Origin of the sequence: Streptomyces sp. NBC_00461, from assembly GCF_036013935.1 — a bacterium.
Taxonomy (GTDB): domain Bacteria; phylum Actinomycetota; class Actinomycetes; order Streptomycetales; family Streptomycetaceae; genus Streptomyces.
Genome location: NZ_CP107902.1, coordinates 5885884 through 5902122, shown reverse-complemented (window position 1 = coordinate 5902122; position 16239 = coordinate 5885884). Strand labels below are relative to the sequence as shown.

Sequence of the window (16239 nt, the reverse complement as noted above, 5' to 3'; positions counted from 1 at the left end):
ATCGGGCCGGCCTGTGGACAACCACCGGGTTGTGGAAAACCAGGTGGGTCGGATGGGGGGCGGGCAAGCCGCCCCCCACCTTCGTCCTGCCCGGTCAGCGAGTTGCGAACGGCTGGTCCGTCCGCACGATTTCGCGGCCGAGGGGCAGCAGCGAGACCGGGATCAGCTTGAAGTTGGCGATACCGAACGGGATACCGATGATCGTGAGGCACAGGGCGAAGCCCGTGACGATGTGCGCGATCGCCAGCCACCAGCCCGCGAGCACCAGCCACAGAACGTTGCCGATGCAGGAAGGCGCACCGGCATCGCGGCGCTCGACCGTCGTGTACCCGAAGGGCCACAGGGCGTAGACGCCGATGCGGAACGCCGCGATGCCGAACGGGATACCGATGATCGTGATGCAGAGCAGGACGCCTGCTGCCAGGTACCCGAGGAACAGCCAGAAGCCGCTCAGGACGAGCCAAATGACGTTCAGAATGGTTTTCATTGGGGACGACCTGCCATCTTCTCGAGCCGGGCGATGCGCTCCGCCATCGGCGGGTGTGTCGAGAACATCTTGGAGAGTCCCTGACCCGGGCGGAACGGGTTCGCGATCATCATATGGCTGGCGGTCTCGATGCGCGGCTCGGGAGGCAACGGCAGCTGCTTGGTGCCCGCTTCGAGCTTGCGCAGCGCGCTGGCCAGTGCGAGGGGGTCACCGGTCAGCTGGGCGCCGGACGCGTCAGCCTCGTATTCCCTGGAGCGGCTGATGGCCAGCTGGATGAGGCTGGCCGCGAGCGGACCCAGGATCATGATCATCAGCATGCCGAGGATGCCCGGGCCGTCATCGTCATTGGAACGGCCGATCGGGATCAGCCAGGCGAAGTTGACCAGGAACATGATCACGGAGGCGAGGGCTCCGGCGACCGACGAGATGAGGATGTCGCGGTTGTAGACGTGACTGAGCTCGTGGCCGATGACGCCGCGCAGTTCGTGCTCGTCCAGGATGCGCAGGATGCCTTCCGTGCAGCACACCGCGGCGTTGCGCGGATTGCGGCCCGTCGCGAAGGCGTTCGGCGCTACCGTCGGTGAGATGTACAGGCGTGGCATGGGCTGGCGGGCCTGGGTGGAGAGGTCGCGGACCATGCGGTAGAGAACGGGGGCCTCGAACTCGCTGACCGGGCGGGCGCGCATCGCGCGTAGCGCCAGCTTGTCGCTGTTCCAGTACGCGTACGCGTTCGTGCCCAGTGCGATCACAACCGCGACGACGAGCCCCATACGGCCGAAGAAACTGCCGATGACGATGATGAGGGCGGACAGTCCTCCGAGGAGTACTGCGGTCCTTAGCCCGTTGTGCCGGCGGTGCACGGTACGCCCTCCAAGTCGTGCAGCAGGGGAACCCTTTGCTTGCTGATTTCCGATGTCACTGGTGCCGTGATGTCACGTCCAGTGGACCCTCCCGTACTGGTCAACGCCAGGCGGGGGGCACTAGTTCCCTTGTGCGTACGGCGGCGTTCGTGGGCCGTCCGGGTGACTTCGGGCCCGAGCGGCCGATGCCCGCTCAGAAGAGGGCGGTGTCCGCGAAGCGCAGGACCAGCTGAGGTGCCCCGGAGAGGACGATTCCGAGGGCGCCGGTGAGGGTGATCGCCACGGTGAGGGGCGCCGGAAGACGGTGCTTGACGGGCTCACCCTCGGGGGCGCGGAACAGCAGGGCCGTCCATTGGAGGTAGTAGAACAGGGCGATGACGACGTTGGCGGCCATGACCACGGCCAGCCAGCCGAGCCCCGCGTCGACCGCTGCCGAGAACACGGTGACCTTGGCGAAGAGGCCGATGATGCCCGGGGGCAGTCCGGCCAGGCAGAGCAGGAAGAAGGCCAGCAGGAGAGCGGCGAGCGGATTCGTCGCGTAGAGGCCGCGGTAGTCCGTGATGCGGTTCGCGGACCTGGTCCGTCCGACCAGTGCGGCCACCGCGAAGGCCCCGAGGTTCATGGCCGCGTACATGAGGGCGTAGGCGACCGTGGAGCCGATGGAGTGCTCGGCGTCGTCGGAGTAGGCGGCCGCGGCGATCGGTACGAGGAGGTAGCCGGCCTGACCGACCGACGACCAGGCGAGAAGTCGTACGGCGCTGTACGCGCGCGTGGCCTGCTGACGCAGGGCGCCGACGTTGCCGACGGTCATGGTCAGGGCGGCCAGGCCCGCGAGTGCGGGACCCCAGACGTCGGCGTACGACGGGAACGCGACCACCGTGACGAGGATCAGGCCGGAGAAGCCGACGGCCTTGCCGACGACCGAGAGGTAGGCGGCGATCGGCAGCGGCGCCCCTACGTAGGTGTCCGGGACCCAGAAGTGGAAGGGCACGGCCGCCGTCTTGAAGGCGAATCCGACGAGAGTGAGGACGACGCCGGTCTGGGCGAGGGTGTGGAGCTGTCCGTCGACGTGCTGGATCCGGTCGGCGACCTGGGTGAGGTAGAGGGTGCCGGCGGAGGCGTACACGAAGCTGATGCCCATGAGGCTGACGGCGGTCGCGGTGACCGACGACAGGAAGAACTTCAGGGCCGCTTCGGAGGACTTCTTGTCGCCCTGCCGGATGCCGACGAGGGCGAAGGCCGGCAGGGAGGCGACCTCCAGGGCGACGATCAGGGTCGCGAGGTCGCGGGAGGCGGGCAGGAGGGCGGCGCCGGCGGCGGAGGACAGCAGCAGGAACCAATACTCCCCTTCGGGGAGTTGTTTGTCCGCGTCCTTGAGAGCTGTCACCGACAGGAGCGCGGCGAGGAGCGCGCCTCCGAGGACCAGGAACTGGATGACCAGGGTGAAGCGGTCCGCCGTGTAGCTGCAGACGTGGGCGTTGCCGGTCAGGCAGAACGTGGAGCGGTCGCCGTCCACGAGGGGCAGCAGCAGGAGCGCGGAGGCGGCGAGGCCGGCGACCGACACCCAGCCGAGAAGTGCCTTCCTGGTGTCGCCGACGAACAGGTCGGCGACCAGGACGACGAGTCCGACGATCGCGGTCAGGGTGGGCGGCGCGATGGCGAGCCAGTCCACGGACTGGACGAGATTCGCGGCCAGCGGCTGGGCCAGGCTGCTCATCGGGTGCCTCCTGCGAGGAGCTGCTGCACGGCCGGGTCGGTCAGGCCGAGGAGGGCCTTGGGCCACAGCCCGGCGAAGACGGTGAGGGCGACGAGCGGGGTCCAGGCCGCGAACTCGTACGTCTGGACGTCGGCGAACTGCGGCGCTTCCTGCGGTACGACGCCCATGCAGACCCGGCGGACGACGACGAGCATGTACGCGGCCGTGAGGAGGGTGCCGAAGGCGGCGATCGCCATGAAGGTGAGGAACGCCGGGCGGCTGAGGCCGACGGCCGGTTTGAACGCGCCGAACAGGGCCAGCATCTCGCCCCAGAACCCGGCCAGGCCTGGCAGCCCGAGCGAGGCGACGGCGCCGAAGGCGAGCAGCCCGCCCAGGCGCGGCGCCTTGCCGTAGAGCGCGGCTCCCGTCTTGTCGGCGAGGTCGTCGAGGTCGGTGGTGCCCGCCCGGTCCTTCAGAGCGCCGACCAGGAAGAAGAGGAGGCCGGTGATGAGGCCGTGGGCGATGTTGGCGAACAGGGCGCCGTTCACGCCGGTCGGGGTCATGGTCGCGATGCCGAGCAGGACGAAGCCCATGTGGCCGACGGAGGAGTAGGCGATGAGGCGCTTGAGGTCGCCCTTCGCGCCCCGCTTGGCCAGAGCCAGGCAGGCCAGGGATCCGTAGATGATCCCGACGACGGCGAAGGCGGCGAGGTAGGGCGCGAAGGTGCGGAAGCCGTCCGGCGCGATCGGAAGGAGGATCCGGACGAACCCATACGTACCCATCTTGAGCAGAACGCCTGCCAGCAGGACCGAGCCGACGGTCGGCGCGGCGGTGTGCGCGTCGGGCAGCCAGCTGTGCAACGGCCACATCGGCGTCTTGACCGCAAGCCCGACGCCGATCGCCAAAACCGCGATGACCTGCACGGATGGGGTCAGCGACCGGCCGTTGTCAGTGGCGAGTGCCACCATGTCGAAAGTGCCGGCCTTGATCCCGATCAGGAGCAGGCCGAGCAGCATGACGACCGAACCGAGCAGTGTGTAGAGGATGAACCGCCAGGCGGCCTGGGTCCGGCCCTCGCCACCCCAGCGGGCGATGAGGAAGTACATCGGGATGAGCACCATCTCGAACGCGAGGAAGAACAGCAGCAGATCGAGAACGGAGAAGCTCGCGAGGGTGCCGGACTCGAGGACCAGCACAAGTGCGACGAAGGCCTTCGGGGTCGGGCCCGAGGGCATATTGAAGTACGAGTAGAGCGCGCAGAGGAAGGTCAGCAGCGCGGTCAGGACCAGAAGGGGGAGGGAAATGCCGTCGATGCCGAGGTGGATGCGCACGTCGAGTGCGGGGATCCAGCTGATGTCGGTCGTGGCCTGCATCTTCGACGGATGGTCGTGGTCGAAGCCGAGCGCGAGGACGATCGCGGCGATGAGCACCGCACCGGTCACGGCGACACCGTGCCGCAGCACGGCCTGCTCGGGCGACTTCCCCTTCAGCCCGGGCGGGGCGGGCAGCAGAGCCGCCGCGGCGCCGAGGAGCGGGCCGACGACGACGAATGCCAGAAGAAACTGCATCACGGACTCGTTGATATCGATCACGCCTGCTCACGCTCCCGTGGCGACGAGGAGGGCGGCGACCGCCAGGACGACGGTGCCGGCGAGCAGCGCGCTCACATAGGTCTGCACATTGCCGGTCTGGGCGCGCCGTACGGCGGCCCCGAGCAGCCTGGGTAGGGCGCCCGCACCGCGTACGTAGGTCTCGACGACCTCGCGGTCCAGGAACCGGACGAGACTTGCTCCGGCCAGGACCGGGCGGACGAAGAGGGCCGCGTAGACGGCGTCGAGGTGGAAGCCGACGGCCGCGTGCCGGTGCAACGGGCCGAGCAGCAGCCGCCCGGGGTCCGACGGGTCGGGCGCCGAGGCGACGTCGCCGTACGCGGGTGCGTGGCTGGCGATCGCCTCGGCCTCAACCAGTCCGGCGTCGCCCTCGGGGTGGGCCGCGACCGCACCCAGCGGGACGCGAGCCGCGAGGGCGGTGGTGTGGCGCCAGGCCCCGTAGGTGACGATGCCGCCCACCAGCGCCACACCCGTGCCCAGTACGGAGGTGGTGAGGGTCGGGGTGAGGTCGCGGCCGCCGAACCAGTCGGGCAGCGAGCGGTAGGCGAGCCCGCCGAGCGCGAGGGACGGGACGGCGAGCACCCACAGCACCACGGTCATGGTGAGCGGCTGGCGGCCGTGGTCGGGGGCCTCGGTTCCCCGGCCCTGGAACGTCAGCAGCCAAAGGCGTGTGGCGTACGCGGCGGTGAGCGCCGCCGTGACGAGGCCGGCGACGAGGGCGATCCAGCCTGCTGCGGCCGGGGCGTGCTCGGTGTGGCCGGTGGCGACGTGCTCGGCCGCGCCGAGGACGGACTCCTTGGAGAAGAAGCCGCTGAAGGGCGGGATCGCGGCGAGGGAGAGGAGCGCCACGGTCATCGTCCAGTAGGCGTCGGGGACACGGTCGCGCAGGCCCCGCATCCGGGACATGGCGGCGAGCGAGTTGGTGCCCACTGCGTGGATGATCACGCCGGCCGCGAGGAACAGCAGCGCCTTGAAGGCGCCGTGCGTAAGGAGGTGGAAGACGGCGGCACCGCGGTCACCGACCGCGAGGGCGCCGGTCATGTAGCCGAGCTGGCCGATCGTCGAGTAGGCCAGGACGCGCTTGATGTCGTCCTGGGCGAGCGCGGCGAGACCCGAGCCGACCATCGTGACGGCTGCCATGACGGCGAGGACGATCATCGCGGCCGAGGAAGCCTCGAAGACCGGAAGGAGACGGGCGATGAAGTAGACACCGGCGGCGACCATCGTCGCGGCGTGGATCAGCGCGGAGACGGGTGTCGGGCCCGCCATCGCGTCGGGGAGCCAGGTGTGCAGCGGGAACTGGGCCGATTTGCCTGCCACGCCGGCCAGGAGCAGCAGCGCGATCAGTGTCGGATGGTCGAGTCCGCCGCTCGCGACCGTGCCGAGGACCTTCGTGATGCGGAAGGAGCCGGCATCGGTGGCGAGCGCGAACAGGCCGATGAGGAAGGGGACGTCGCCGAGCTTGGTCACCAGGAAGGCCTTGATGGAGGCGGCGCGGGCCTCCGGGGTCTCCCAGTAGTGCCCGACCAGGAAGTACGAGCAGATGCCCATGATCTCCCAGCCGACCAGCAGCACGATCAGGTCGCCGGAGTAGACGACGAGCAGCATCGCGGAGGTGAAGAGGGAGACGAGGGCGGCATACGAGGGGTAGCGCGGGTCGTCGCGCAGGTAGCCCGTCGAGTAGATCTGCACGCAGGAGGCGACCAGGGCGACCAGCACGGCGACGAGGGCGGCGAAGCCGTCGATGTGCAGGGCGAGTTCGACCGGGACCGAACCGGTGGGCGTGAGTTCCGTGGCGGCGTCGATCGCCTGTTCGCCGCCCTGGCGCACGGCGACGAGCGCGGCCAGCACGAGGGAGGCGAGGGGCGGCAGGACGGCGAGCGGGCGGACGAACCCGGGGGCCGTGCGGCCCAGGAGCAGGCCGGCCGCGGCGCCCAGGAACGGCAGAAGGGGGACGAGGACGGCGAGGGTGGTCGTGGTCACGCGGTGGCCTCAGCCTTCCCGGTCTGATCCGTCGGCAGGGCGTCACCGTCGGGGCCGTCGCTCTCGTGGCCCTCGGCGCTGTCGCGGAGCTTGTCGATGTCCGAGGTGCCGCGGTTGCGGTAGACGGAGAGGACGATCGCGAGGCCGATACCGATCTCGGCGGCGGCGATGGCGATGGTGAACAGGGTCAGGGCCTGGCCGGAGTGGAGTGTGTCCTGGGCGGCCTTGCTGAGCCAGACGTCGAAGGCGACGAGGTTGAGGTTGACGGCGTTGAGCATCAGCTCGACGGACATCAGGACCAGGATCGCGTTGCGGCGAGCGAGGACGCCGTACAGGCCGGTGCAGAAGAGAAGGGAGGAGAGTACGGCGGGATAGGCGAGGTGCATCAGCGGGCGCCTTCCTGCTCGGCCGGGTCCTGTCCCTCGACCGGGTGAATCCGGGAATCCGGGACGGAAGGGGAACTGCCGGTCGCGGCTCGGGAGTTCACAGGGGGAGAGCTCATCTCCGCCGTCGCCTTGCGGGACAGGACGATCGCGCCGACCAGGGCGGCGAGGAGGAGGACGGAGAGGGCCTCGAAGGGAAGGACCCAGTTCTGGAAGAGGCTCGCTCCGGTGACGGCGGTGGAGCCGGCGGCCGGGCCGTCCAGGTCGATCCAGGTTGCGCGGAAGGCGTCGATGACGACCCAGACCAGGGCGGCAGCCGCGGCGACGGCCACGGTGAGGGCGGCCCAGCGGTTGCCGGAGTCGGCGTCCGGAGAGCGGCCGATGGGGGCCTTGGTGAGCATCAGACCGAACAGAAGGAGGACGACGACGGAACCCACGTAGATGAGGACCTGCACCCAGGCGATGAACTCGGCGGTGAGCAGGAGGTATTCGACGGCGAGGCCGCCGAGCGTGACGACCAGCCACAGTGCGGCGTGCACCAGTTGCCGCGTGGTGACGGTGACGAGGGCGGCGCCGAAGGTGGCCAGGCCGACGAGGAGGAAGGCAACCTCGACACCGGTCGGTGAGAGGAAGCCGTGGGTGCCCGCGGCGGCCGTGGTCGCGGTGGCGTGGGCTGCCGTCGCGTGAGCGGCCGTGGCGTGGGCGGCCATCGCATTGGCGGCCGTGGCGGGGGCGGCCATGGCGTGCGCCGCCGTCTCAGCGACTGCGGTGAGGGTCACGACGCGCCTCCCTCGGGTTCGGTCGGACCGGCCGGTGGCTCGGTCGGCTGGTTCGGCTGGTTCCGCTCGGGCGACGGCTCGACGGGCTCGGCCGACGCGGCTGACGCGGCCGCCAGCTTCTCAGCGGTCTTGCGGGCGGCGGCGATCTCCTTCGGCTCCTCCGCGCCAGGGTCGAGGGCGGGCGGAGCCGGGACCGTCCACATCCACTCGCGGAGCTTGTCGCGCTCGTGGGTGAGTTCGTGGATGTCGGTCTCGGCGTACTCGAACTCCGGGGACCAGAACAGGGCGTCGAAAGGACAGACCTCGATGCAGATACCGCAGTACATGCACAGGGAGAAGTCGATGGCGAAGCGGTCGAGGACGTTGCGGCTGCGTTCACGGCCGCCGGGGGTCGCCGCCGGGACCGTCTCCTTGTGGGAGTCGATGTAGATGCACCAGTCCGGGCACTCACGGGCACACAGCATGCAGACCGTGCAGTTCTCCTCGAACAGTCCGATGACGCCCCGGGTGCGGGGCGGCAGGTCGGGCTGGACGTCCGGGTACTGCTCGGTGACCGTCTTCCGCGTCATCGTGCGAAGGGTGACGGCCAGGCCCTTGGCCAGGCCGGAGCCGGGGATGCGGGACCGGGTGGACGGCAGCGGCTCAGCCATCAGGAGATCACCACCTTGACGATGCCGGTGAGGGCGATCTGAGCGAGGGAGAGGGGGACGAGGAGGGTCCACGAGAGTTTCTGCAGCTGGTCCTCGCGCAGGCGGGGATAGGTGACGCGGAGCCAGATCACGAGGAAGGCGAGGACGGCCGTCTTCAGCAGGGTCCAGACCCAGCCGAGGCCGTCGGCGCCCCAGGGGCCGTGCCAGCCGCCCAGGAAGAGGACGGTGGTCAGCCCGCACAGGACGATGATTCCGGCGTATTCGGCGAGGAGGAACAAAGCGAAGCGCAGGCCCGTGTACTCGGTGTACGCACCGAAGATGATCTCCGAGTCGGCGACCGGCATGTCGAAGGGCGGGCGCTGGAGTTCGGCGAGGCCGGCGACGAAGAAGACGATCGCGCCGACGATCTGCCAGGGCAGCCACCACCAGTGGAAGGCGTCCAGGATGCCGGGGAGGGAGACCGTGCCGGCCGCCATCGCGACGGAGGCGGCGGCGAGGAGCATCGGGAGTTCGTAGGCGAGGAGCTGGGCGGCGGTACGGAGACCACCGAGTAGGGAGAACTTGTTGGCGGAGGCCCAACCGGCCATGAGCGAGCCGAGGACCCCCACCCCCATCACCGCGAGCACGAAGAAGATGCCCGCGTCGAGGACCTGGCCGACCGCGCCCTCGCCCGGGCCGATGGGAATGGCCAGAAGGACCAGGAGGTACGGCAGGAGGGCCACGGCAGGGGCGAGTTGGAAGACGCGCCGGTCCGCGCCCGCCGGGACGATGTCTTCCTTCTGCGCGAACTTCACGCCGTCGGCTACGAGTTGGGCCCAGCCGTGGAAGCCGCCGGCGTACATCGGGCCGAGGCGGCCCTGCATGTGAGCCATGACCTTGTGTTCGGTCTGACCGACGATCAGAGGGAAGGTGAGGAAGACGACGAACACGATCAGGAGTCGCAGGACGACGTCCAGAGCGTCGGTCACTGCGGGCCTCCTGCGGGGTCTTCGGGGTTCGCGACCGGGGATTCGGCCTCCTGCTCGGCGGGGGTCTCCTCGGAGGCGGACGGCTCTGAGATGGGTTCAGAGGGGTCGGATTTTCCTTCGGCCGCATCCGAACCGCGATCGGCGGCCCTGGCACCAGCAGGGGGTTTCGGGGTGGGCTCGGCTTCGCCCGCCGGTTCCGCGACAGGCTCCGTCTCCTGGCTCGCCTCTGGCTCCGGGTCCGGCTGCGGCGCCTGCTCCTGTTCCTGCTCTGCCTCCACGCCCGCCTCAGGCTCAGGGCCCGCCTCAGACTCCGAGCCGGACTTCGTACCAGGGCTTGGCTCCGGCTCCGGCCCCGGCTGCGGCACCTGCGCCTGCAGCTCCTGCTCCTGCACGGGCTCCTGTTCCTGCCCCGGCTCCTGCTCGTCGAAGGCCGGGCGGGCGTGATGCCACGGGGCGTCAGAACTGCGGGGGGTGTGAGCGGGTGGGGTTGTCGCGCCCTTTGTCGGGGAGGGGGGTGCGGTCTGCGAGGCCGAGCCTTCGCTCGCGCTGCGCGCGCGTCGCGGCGAGGTCGCACGGGCACCCGTACCCGCACCGGCTGCCCCCGGTTGCCGGTCGGCCGGTGCCTCTGCCGCAGAGGGCTGGCCATCCGATGCGGACGGGGCAGCCGGGGCTCCCCCAGCCGGAGTCGACGCCGCCTGACTCGCCGATCCTCCCGTGGCCGAACGGGCACGCCGCGGCCGAGCCTCAGCATCGCCGGACCCCGAAGCATCGCCGGTCCCCGAAGTCGCCGCCCGACCGGACGCGCCCTCCCCCTGACTCGTCGCGCCCTCCGCCTGACTCACCGAACCCTCCGCAGCCGAACGCGTACGCCGCGGCCTACTCGGAGCATCAGCAGATCCTGGCGTCACCGCCTGACTCGCCGACCCCTCCCCCACCGAACGCCCACTCCCGGCCCCGGCCCCGGCCCCGGCATCGTCCGAACCGGAACCGGAACCGGAACCCGCCATCTGGCTGCCGGAACCGGCCGTCTGGCTGGCCGAGCCCTCTGCGGTTGTGCGGGTGCGGCGGGGCGGGCGGTCGGCCGGTGTGCGGGTGGGGCGGTCGGCTGTTGGTCGGCCCGCGGCCCTGGTGGGGCGGGTCGGGGCCGGGGGGAGCTGGCCCTTCAGGGGACCCCATTCGTTCGGGTCAGGGACGCCTGGGGGAAGCATCTGGCGGCGCTTGGGGCCGCCGTGCTCGGACTCGCCCGGTTCCTTGGCGCCGGGCCAGGCCTTGGCCACGCGGGCGGCCAGGACGAAGTCCTTGCGGAGGGGGTGGCCTTCGAAGGTCTCTGGGAGGAGGAGGTGGTCCAGGGCGGGGTGGCCCTCGAAGACGACGCCGAACATTTCGTGGGTCTCGCGTTCGTGCCAGGCCGCGCCCGCGTAGACGCCGACGGCGGAGGCCAGCGACGGCGCCTCGTGCGGGACCGTCGTGCGCAGCAGCAGGCGGCGTACGGGAGACAGGGACACCACGTGGGCCGCGACGCGGAACCCCGTGCCCGGTTCGTCCACCGCGCTCAGCCAGTCGAAGTACGTGCAGGACAACCGGTCGCGCGCCACCTCCAGCGCGGCAAGCCAGGTGGCCGGCGGGACGTCGACCGTGAGGACCTCGTACGCCTCCTCGGCGGTGGCCTCCGTACCGAACAACTCGTCGACGGGGGCGGGGAGCCAGCCGACCGTGCTCATCGGTCCTCCCGCCCCGAGGACTCGGCGGCCGGCGGCTTCACCAGGCCGGTCTGCAGAGCCGCGGCCGAAGGGCGGGAGGTGCCGTACCGCTCGCTCAGCGACTCCCGCGCGATCTTCTCCTGGAGCTTCAGGATCCCCTGGAGCAGGGCCTCGGGGCGCGGCGGGCAGCCGGGGACGTAGACGTCGACCGGGATGATCTGGTCGACGCCCTTGGTGACGGAGTAGGAGTCCCAGTAGGGGCCTCCGCAGTTGCTGCACGCGCCGAAGGAGATGACGTACTTCGGTTCCGGCATCTGCTCGTACAGGCGCTTCACCGCCGGCGCCATCTTGTCCGTCACCGTGCCGGAGACGACCATCAGGTCGGCCTGTCGCGGCCCGGGTGCGAAGGGAATGACGCCGAGGCGGATGAAGTCGTGGCGGGCCATCGACGCGGCGATGAACTCGATCGCGCAGCAGGCGAGGCCGAAGTTGAAGACCCACAGCGAATACCGGCGGCCCCAGTTCAGGACCACCTTCATCGGCTCGGGGGCGAGGCGGGCGAGGGCGCCGAGGCGCTTGGGCTCCGGCAGCAGAACCGGCCCACTCGGCTCGCCCGGCACACCCGGCGCGGTCGGCTGCCCGTTGGTTTCTGGCGTCGTCACATCCATGCCAGAACGCCCTTCTTGTATGCGTAGAGCAGGCCCACGGCCAGGAAGCCCAGGAAGATGAACATCTCGACGAGGGTCGTCGCGCCGTAGCCGGGGGCGGCGAAGACCGTGGCCCAGGGGAACAGGAAGATCGAGTCGACGGCGAAGACGACGTACAGGAACGCGTAGACGTAGTAGCGGACCTGGGTGTGGGCCCAGCCCTCGCCGACGGGGTCGACTCCGCACTCGTAGGTCAGGAGCTTCTCCGGGGTGGGGACCACGGGCCGCAGCAGGCGGCCGGCCCCGAAGGCGACGGCGACGAAGAGCACGCCGACGACGGCGAGCAGTCCGACGACGGAGTACGACTGGAAGTAGTCCGCCGCGACAACGGTCGGTTCCCGCACGTCCGTACCCTCGCTCCCTGACTCTGCGACCCTGCGGCATCACCGTGGGCCGTCTGCCGCGGGTCGCCATCCGCCCCGGTGACCTGCGGCCCTGATGAACGCTGCTGTTCGACGATCTGTACGCACGGGAGTCTAGGCCCTGATAAAGAGACGGTAAGCAGCCCGTCACGCCTTGAGATCACCTTGAGATGCCGGGGTGGGGTTTTCCCCAGGGGACGGCGGCGGTCGACCTCATGGCGCTGACGCCCGGCGCGCGGCACGCTGGCCCATATGACCGAACGACTCTCGCGCCCGATGCGGGCCCCGGAAAGTGACGGCGACCGTCTGCCGCCCGTCCGTTTCGCCTACGACCGGCACACCTGGAAGGAGATCGCGCATCTCCTGGCAAATCTTCCGGTGGCGCTGCTGGGGTTCATCTACGTCGTCACGGTGCTGTTCACGGGGTTCTGGCTGACCGTGACGGTGATCGGGTTCCCGTTGCTGGCGGCCGGGCTGGCCGGTGCGCGGCTGCTGGGCCGGATGGAGCGGGCGCGGGCCAGGAAGCTGCTCGGGGTGCGGGTGGACGAGCCGAGCCCGCTGCCCGGACGCGGCACCGGTTTCCTGCCGTGGCTGTGGATGAGGGTGAAGGACCCGGTGGGCTGGCGCACGGTGCTGTACGACTTCATCCGGCTGCCCTGGGGCATCCTCACCTTCGCCATCACGCTGACCTCGCTGTTCGTGCTGTGGCCGGTACTGCCGTTCATCGCGCGGGGGCTGACCAACGCCGACCGGGCGATGGTGCGCGGCCTGCTGTCGCCCTCCGACGAGCTGGAGCGGCGCATCGCGGAGCTGGAGTCGGACCGCGGGGTCGTGGTCGACACGGCCAACGCCGACCTGCGTCGCATCGAGCGCGACCTGCACGACGGGGCGCAGGCCCGCCTGGTCAATCTCGCGATGGGGCTCGGCCTGGCCAAGGAGAAGCTCCTGGAGGACCCCGACACGGCGGCGGAGATGGTCGCGGAGGCGCACGGCGAGGTGAAACTCGCGCTGCAGGAGCTGCGGGATCTGGCACGCGGCATCCATCCCGCCGTACTCACCGACCGGGGTCTCGACGCCGCGCTGTCCGCGGTCGCCTCGCGCTGCACCGTCCCCGTGAAGGTGACGGTCGACCTCGCCGCACGGCCCGCGGCCGCCATCGAGGGCATCGCCTACTTCACCGTCTCCGAGCTGCTGCAGAACGTCAGCAAACACAGTGCGGCGAAGACCGCGTCCGTCGAGGTGTGGCGGTCGTCGGACCGCCTGCTCATCCAGGTGGAGGACGACGGCCGCGGCGGCGCGCGCCTCGACGGCGGCAGCGGGATGAAGGGGCTCGCCGACCGGCTGGACGCCGTCGACGGGCTGTTCGTCATCGACTCGCCGCAGGGCGGCCCGACCGTCGTGACCGCGGAACTGCCGTGGCGCGACCGTGCCCCGGGCGAGGGGTAGGGAAAACCCCCCTTCCAAGACGCCGACGGACTCCATGGTTCGCGGACCTGCGGCGGAGGAGTGTGGAGGTACGACAGGTCAGCCGCACGGCTGGAAGGACGAGTAGAAACGGACGACGCCGATGGCCACGGAGTACGGACAGGGCTACGGGCACGGGCACGGTTACGACGACGGGCACGGTTACGACGACGGGTTCGGCGACGGGTTCGGGCTCGGAGACCGGCGGCGCCGGCTGCCCGTCGGGCTGCGGGCACCCTTCGAGGGGCGCAGCTGGCGCGAGTTCGGATATGTGCTGCTGGGCCTGCCGATCGGCGTCCTGATGTTCACGTACGCCGTCACGATGCTGTCGCTCGGGGCGGGTCTGCTGGTGACGTTCCTCGGCATTCCGGTGCTGGCGGCCGGGCTGGCGGGCTGCCGGGGCTTCGGGGCGATGGAGCGGGCGCGGGCGCGCGGGCTGCTGGGCCTCGACGTCGCCGACCCCGAGCCGCTGCGGATGAAGAAGCCCGGCGTGATGGCCTGGATGGGGGCGGTGCTGAAGAGCGGCACGTCGTGGCGGACGTTGCTGTACGCGCTGCTGCAGTTCCCCTGGTCGGTGTTCTCGTTCGTGGTCGCCGTGAACTTCTGGGCGTACGGGTGGGCGCTGCTCACGTATCCGCTGTGGTTCTGGCTCTTCCCGATGTACGGCGGCCAGGGCGGGCTTCAGCTGTACGGCGACGGCAGCCACAGCATCTACCTGGACAACCCCTTCGAGATCACCGTCACCGCGCTGGTGGGGCTGCTGTTCACGCTGGCCACGCCGTGGATCGTACGAGCGCTGACGATGGTGGACCGGCTGATGGTGCACGGGCTGCTCGGGCCGTCGCGGCTGGCGACGCGGGTGGTGGAGCTGGAGTCGGACCGGGGGGTCGTGGTGGACACGGCGGCTGCGGACCTGCGGCGGATCGAGCGGGATCTGCACGACGGGGCACAGGCCCGTCTGGTGGCGTTGGCCATGGATCTGGGGCTGGCGAAGGAGAAGCTCACAGAGGATCCGGCGGCGGCCGCGCGGATGGTCGACGAGGCGCACGGCGAGGTGAAGACGGCCTTGCAGGAGCTGCGGGATCTTGCTCGCGGAATCCATCCGGCGGTGCTGACGGACCGGGGCCTGGACGCGGCGCTGTCGGCCGTTGCCTCGCGGTGCACCGTGCCGGTGCAGGTGGAGGTGGATCTGGCCGAGCGGCCGGCGCCGGCCATCGAGGGCATCGCCTACTTCACCGTCTCCGAGCTGCTGCAGAACATCAGCAAGCACGCGCGGGCCACGTGGGCGGCGGTGGATGTGTGGCGGGTGGAGAACCGGCTGATGGTGCAGGTCGTGGACAACGGCGTGGGCGGCGCGGACGTCACCGGCGGGTCCGGGCTCGGGGGGCTCACGGAGCGGTTGGACGCGGTGGACGGGATCCTGGTGGTCGACTCACCGGTGGGCGGTCCCACCCGGGTCACCGCGGAGTTGCCCTGGCGTGGCGAGCGGGCGTTGGGCTGACCACGGCCGCTTGCACGCCGCTCACACGCCGCTTGCACGCCGCTTGCACCCCCGCCAGAGAGCGCCCGGCGCCCTCTGGCGGTTCCGCCTGAACGCCCTCGCCTCCCCACCCACCCACTCCCCACCCATCCACCCATCCACCCAAAGATCAACAATCCGTCACCCCGTATGAGCAACCCGTGACCCGAGAGGCTCCGAGGGGCGGGAACCCGCCGCGCAGTGCACGTATTCGCGTTGATTCCTGTTGGTCAGGGGCGACCCGGTCCGAATGCTGGAATGCTGGACTACCGGCAGTTGAAGTCGGGCTGGGGGGCCGGAGATCGTGGAGGACAGGGTGCGCGTGGTCATCGCCGAGGATTCAGTACTGCTCAGGGAGGGACTGACCCGGCTGTTGACCGACCGAGGGCACGACGTGGTCGCCGGGGTCGGCGACGGGGAAGCGTTGATCAAGACCATCACCGAGCTGGACGCGCAGGGCGAGCTGCCCGACGTGGTGGTCGCCGACGTGCGGATGCCGCCGACGCACACCGACGAAGGGGTGCGGGCCGCGGTGCAGCTGCGCAAGGCACATCCGGGGCTCGGCGTGCTCGTGCTGTCGCAGTACGTGGAGGAGCGCTACGCCACCGAACTGCTGGCCGGTTCGAGTCATGGCGTCGGCTACCTGCTCAAGGACCGGGTCGCCGAGGTGCGCGAGTTCGTGGACGCGGTGGTGCGGGTGGCCCAGGGGGGTACGGCGCTGGACCCCGAGGTGGTCGCGCAGCTGCTCGGGCGCAGCCGTAAGCAGGACGTGCTGGCCGGGCTGACACCCCGGGAGCGGGAGGTGCTGGGGCTCATGGCGGAGGGGCGGACCAATTCGGCCATCGCGCGACAGCTCGTGGTCAGCGACGGTGCCGTCGAGAAGCACGTCAGCAACATCTTCCTGAAGCTCGGGCTGTCCCAGAGTGACGGGGATCACCGGCGTGTTCTTGCAGTCCTCACCTATCTGAACTCGTGACGGGCTGACACTGAGTCAATAGCAGCCTGGTCAACGAGTCATCAGCCGCCCGTCAGCGCGTCAGCAGCAGCCCATTCAGCCGTCAATCCAGCGTC

Annotated in this window: 15 protein-coding genes; 3 read left to right on the top strand and 12 right to left on the bottom strand. The window is 70.3% G+C overall.

Annotation, left to right across the window (positions count from 1 at the left end; all coding sequences use genetic code 11):
* Positions 1–94: 94 nt before the first annotated feature.
* The 12 genes from OG870_RS27720 to OG870_RS27665 all read right to left on the bottom strand — a co-directional run bounded on the left by OG870_RS27720 (position 95) and on the right by OG870_RS27665 (position 12167).
* Positions 95–487 carry a YccF domain-containing protein gene (locus OG870_RS27720; RefSeq protein ID WP_266519573.1) on the bottom strand — a complete coding sequence of 131 codons (393 nt, stop codon included), beginning with the start codon at positions 485–487 and terminating at the stop codon, positions 95–97.
* Positions 484–1347 carry a zinc metalloprotease HtpX gene (htpX, locus tag OG870_RS27715; RefSeq protein WP_266519572.1) on the bottom strand — a complete coding sequence of 288 codons (864 nt, stop codon included), beginning with the start codon at positions 1345–1347 and terminating at the stop codon, positions 484–486. The genes OG870_RS27720 and htpX overlap by 4 nt, the downstream gene beginning before the upstream one ends.
* A 193-nt stretch (positions 1348–1540) precedes the next feature.
* Complete coding sequence (locus tag OG870_RS27710) at positions 1541–3064, bottom strand: NADH-quinone oxidoreductase subunit N (protein WP_266589356.1); 1524 nt, start codon at positions 3062–3064, stop codon at positions 1541–1543.
* Positions 3061–4635 carry an NADH-quinone oxidoreductase subunit M gene (locus OG870_RS27705; RefSeq protein ID WP_266589354.1) on the bottom strand — a complete coding sequence of 525 codons (1575 nt, stop codon included), beginning with the start codon at positions 4633–4635 and terminating at the stop codon, positions 3061–3063. Before OG870_RS27705 ends, OG870_RS27710 begins: the two co-directional genes overlap by 4 nt.
* A 6-nt stretch (positions 4636–4641) precedes the next feature.
* Positions 4642–6636, bottom strand: coding sequence for an NADH-quinone oxidoreductase subunit 5 family protein (locus tag OG870_RS27700; RefSeq protein WP_266589352.1), 1995 nt, complete (start codon positions 6634–6636; stop codon positions 4642–4644).
* Positions 6633–7022 (bottom strand): NADH-quinone oxidoreductase subunit NuoK, encoded by a 390-nt coding sequence (nuoK, locus tag OG870_RS27695; protein ID WP_266519564.1) that lies wholly within the window; start codon positions 7020–7022, stop codon positions 6633–6635. The genes OG870_RS27700 and nuoK overlap by 4 nt, the downstream gene beginning before the upstream one ends.
* Positions 7022–7729, bottom strand: coding sequence for an NADH-quinone oxidoreductase subunit J family protein (locus OG870_RS27690; RefSeq protein WP_266520558.1), 708 nt, complete (start codon positions 7727–7729; stop codon positions 7022–7024). Before OG870_RS27690 ends, nuoK begins: the two co-directional genes overlap by 1 nt.
* A 65-nt stretch (positions 7730–7794) precedes the next feature.
* Positions 7795–8448 carry a NuoI/complex I 23 kDa subunit family protein gene (locus tag OG870_RS27685; protein WP_266519562.1) on the bottom strand — a complete coding sequence of 218 codons (654 nt, stop codon included), beginning with the start codon at positions 8446–8448 and terminating at the stop codon, positions 7795–7797.
* On the bottom strand, positions 8448–9416 hold the full coding sequence (locus OG870_RS27680; protein WP_266519560.1) for a complex I subunit 1/NuoH family protein: 969 nt from the start codon (positions 9414–9416) through the stop codon (positions 8448–8450). Before OG870_RS27680 ends, OG870_RS27685 begins: the two co-directional genes overlap by 1 nt.
* Entirely contained in the window at positions 9413–11137 is a 1725-nt protein-coding gene (locus OG870_RS27675) for an NADH-quinone oxidoreductase subunit C (protein WP_266589350.1), read from the bottom strand. Before OG870_RS27675 ends, OG870_RS27680 begins: the two co-directional genes overlap by 4 nt.
* On the bottom strand, positions 11134–11784 hold the full coding sequence (locus tag OG870_RS27670; protein ID WP_266519556.1) for an NADH-quinone oxidoreductase subunit B: 651 nt from the start codon (positions 11782–11784) through the stop codon (positions 11134–11136). Before OG870_RS27670 ends, OG870_RS27675 begins: the two co-directional genes overlap by 4 nt.
* Entirely contained in the window at positions 11775–12167 is a 393-nt protein-coding gene (locus OG870_RS27665) for an NADH-quinone oxidoreductase subunit A (protein WP_266519554.1), read from the bottom strand. Before OG870_RS27665 ends, OG870_RS27670 begins: the two co-directional genes overlap by 10 nt.
* A gap of 270 nt (positions 12168–12437) precedes the next feature.
* Here OG870_RS27665 and OG870_RS27660 point away from each other — a divergent pair, with 270 nt between their 5' ends.
* The 3 genes from OG870_RS27660 (at position 12438) to OG870_RS27650 (ending at position 16144) form a co-directional block, all read left to right on the top strand.
* Positions 12438–13631 carry a sensor histidine kinase gene (locus tag OG870_RS27660; RefSeq protein WP_266589348.1) on the top strand — a complete coding sequence of 398 codons (1194 nt, stop codon included), beginning with the start codon at positions 12438–12440 and terminating at the stop codon, positions 13629–13631.
* Between the two features lie 121 nt (positions 13632–13752).
* The gene (locus tag OG870_RS27655; RefSeq protein ID WP_266589346.1) at positions 13753–15150 is read left to right on the top strand and encodes a sensor histidine kinase; all 1398 of its coding nucleotides are present in this window, start codon (positions 13753–13755) and stop codon (positions 15148–15150) included.
* Between the two features lie 334 nt (positions 15151–15484).
* A complete protein-coding gene (locus tag OG870_RS27650) occupies positions 15485–16144 on the top strand; it encodes a response regulator transcription factor (protein WP_323178111.1) in 660 nt (219 codons plus the stop codon).
* The last annotated feature ends 95 nt before the right edge of the window (positions 16145–16239 follow it).

What these genes read in the sequence shown, in the direction of transcription:
- OG870_RS27720 (WP_266519573.1), bottom strand. Translation starts at nt 487, where the DNA reads ATGAAAACCATTCTGAACGTCATTTGGCTCGTCCTGAGCGGCTTCTGG.
- OG870_RS27710 (WP_266589356.1), bottom strand. Translation starts at nt 3,064, where the DNA reads ATGAGCAGCCTGGCCCAGCCGCTGGCCGCGAATCTCGTCCAGTCCGTG.
- nuoK (WP_266519564.1), bottom strand. Translation starts at nt 7,022, where the DNA reads ATGCACCTCGCCTATCCCGCCGTACTCTCCTCCCTTCTCTTCTGCACC.
- OG870_RS27690 (WP_266520558.1), bottom strand. Translation starts at nt 7,729, where the DNA reads ATGGCCGCCCACGCCACGGCCGCTCACGCGACGGCAGCCCACGCCACC.
- OG870_RS27685 (WP_266519562.1), bottom strand. Translation starts at nt 8,448, where the DNA reads ATGGCTGAGCCGCTGCCGTCCACCCGGTCCCGCATCCCCGGCTCCGGC.
- OG870_RS27675 (WP_266589350.1), bottom strand. Translation starts at nt 11,137, where the DNA reads ATGAGCACGGTCGGCTGGCTCCCCGCCCCCGTCGACGAGTTGTTCGGT.
- OG870_RS27670 (WP_266519556.1), bottom strand. Translation starts at nt 11,784, where the DNA reads ATGGATGTGACGACGCCAGAAACCAACGGGCAGCCGACCGCGCCGGGT.
- OG870_RS27660 (WP_266589348.1), top strand. Translation starts at nt 12,438, where the DNA reads ATGACCGAACGACTCTCGCGCCCGATGCGGGCCCCGGAAAGTGACGGC.
- OG870_RS27655 (WP_266589346.1), top strand. Translation starts at nt 13,753, where the DNA reads ATGGCCACGGAGTACGGACAGGGCTACGGGCACGGGCACGGTTACGAC.